The organism is Streptomyces sp. NPDC002446, from assembly GCF_053595675.1.
Window position 1 is genome coordinate 1 of record NZ_JBSFYC010000163.1, and the last position, 2,070, is coordinate 2,070.

The following is a 2,070-nucleotide window of genomic DNA, read 5'->3' on the forward strand; positions in this document are numbered from 1 at the left end:
GGGTGTCCGGACGTAAAGCGAAGCAGTCCGGACACCCTGCCCCGGAGGACCGCCACCGCACCCCGAAAAGCCCCGCGCAGCGGCAACCAGCTCGCCGCAGGCGAAACAAGCGCCACCCCCACGGCGGGAAAGCCAAAATCATGGCCCAGGCAAAGCGCAGCGGATTCCGCATTGGGCGGCCGGACAGCCATCCCCCGTGAATTTGTCCAGTCTTACAAATACGCCGCCGTGCATAGCCACATACGCTGACGCAAATCCATTCCGGACGTGATGCGCCTCACCTCCCACAAAGAGGACGGGCAACGACGCGGAGGCGCGATATGCGCTCCCCCACCCGCGCGGGCATCCGAAGACCGCGGCCCCGTGTCGCCGCTTCGAAATTCGTCAGGGCCTTGATCGCCACCTGCCAGCACCCGGCCCTTTCGTGCGTCCAACCCGAGGCGATCAGCAGTCACCCCGTGCATGACCCCTCCAACCCTCAACGGATGTCGAGATGACTACACCTCCCTCCAGCAACGTGGCCGCTCCGCCCGCTCCCCCGGGCAGTGGTGAGGCGCCGCGGCAATCAGGGCTGCAGTCCGGCCTCAAGAACCGTCATCTGTCCATGATCGCCGTCGGCGGGGTCATCGGCGCCGGTCTCTTCGTGGGCTCCGCCTCCGGCATCACCGCGGCCGGCCCCGGCATCCTGCTGTCGTACGCCCTGGTCGGCGCGCTGGTCGTCTTCGTGATGCGGATGCTGGGCGAGATGGCGGCCGCGAACCCGACCTCCGGCTCGTTCTCCGCCTACGCGGACCGGGCGCTCGGCCGCTGGGCGGGCTTCTCCATCGGCTGGCTGTACTGGTTCTTCTGGGTCGTGGTGCTCGCGGTGGAGGCGACCGCCGGCGCCGCGATCCTCACGAGCTGGGTCCCGGCCGTCCCGCAGTGGGCCTGGGCGCTGATCGTGATGGTGGTGCTCACCGCCACCAACCTGGCCTCGGTCGCCTCGTTCGGTGAGTTCGAGTTCTGGTTCGCGGGCATCAAGGTCGTCGCCATCGTGGCCTTCATCGCCCTCGGCGGGCTGGCGCTCTTCGGTCTGCTGCCCGGCTCCGACGCGGCCACCGGGTTCGGCAACCTCACCGCCCACGGCGGCTTCCTGCCGAACGGGCCCAGTACGATCCTCACCGGCGTCCTGATGGTCGTCTTCTCGTTCATGGGCAGTGAGATCGTCACCCTCGCCGCCGGTGAGTCCGAGGACCCGCAGCGCGCGGTCACCAAGGCCACCAAGAGCGTCATCTGGCGGGTCGGCGTCTTCTACCTCGGTTCGATCCTCGTCGTGGTCTCCCTGCTGCCGTGGAACGACCCCTCGATCGCCAAGAAGGGCTCGTACGTCGCGGCCCTGGACGCCATCGGCATCCCGCACGCCGGCCAGGTCATGAACGTCATCGTGCTGACCGCCGTGCTCTCCTGTCTCAACTCCGGCCTCTACACCGCCTCCCGGATGGCCTTCTCGCTGGGCCAGCGGGGCGACGCGCCGAAGGCGTTCGCGCGGACCAACGCCCGGGGCGTCCCGCAGGCCGCGATCCTGGTCTCCGTGGTCTTCGGCTTCGTCGCCGTCGGCTTCAACTACCTGTGGCCGACCACCGTCTTCCAGTTCCTGCTGAACTCGTCCGGCGCGGTCGCGCTCTTCGTCTGGCTGGTCATCTGCTTCTCGCAGCTGAAGATGCGCGGCATCATCCTCCGCGAGAACCCGGACAAGCTGGTCGTCCGCATGTGGCTCTTCCCGTACCTGACCTGGGCGACCATCGCGATGATCTCCTTCGTGCTGGTCTACATGCTCACGGACGACAAGCCGGGCGGCGGCCGGATCCAGGTGCTGCTGTCGGTGCTGCTGGCCGTGGTGGTGGTCGCGATCTCCCTGCTTCGTGACAAGCTCGGCCGCAACACCACCGAGCAGGCATCCGTCACCTCACGCTGACCGAGCGGTATGCCCAACGGGCGGCTGCCGACGCCCCGGCGCCGGGCCACGGCCGGGTCATGCCGCTCGCCTCCCCCACTACTTCATCCACTCCTGCTCGTACTTGCGGTACGTCC

At 68.2% G+C, this 2,070-nt stretch carries 1 protein-coding gene; it reads left to right on the plus strand.

The features are described 5' to 3' along the window. Positions 1-493 precede the first annotated feature (493 nt). A complete protein-coding gene (locus tag ACWD6P_RS36955) occupies positions 494-1,954 on the plus strand; it encodes an amino acid permease (protein ID WP_451448601.1) in 1,461 nt (486 codons plus the stop codon). Positions 1,955-2,070: the final 116 nt, after the last annotated feature.

Coding starts and splice junctions, on each gene's coding strand:
- ACWD6P_RS36955 (WP_451448601.1), top strand. CDS start 494: ATGACTACACCTCCCTCCAGCAACGTGGCCGCTCCGCCCGCTCCCCCG.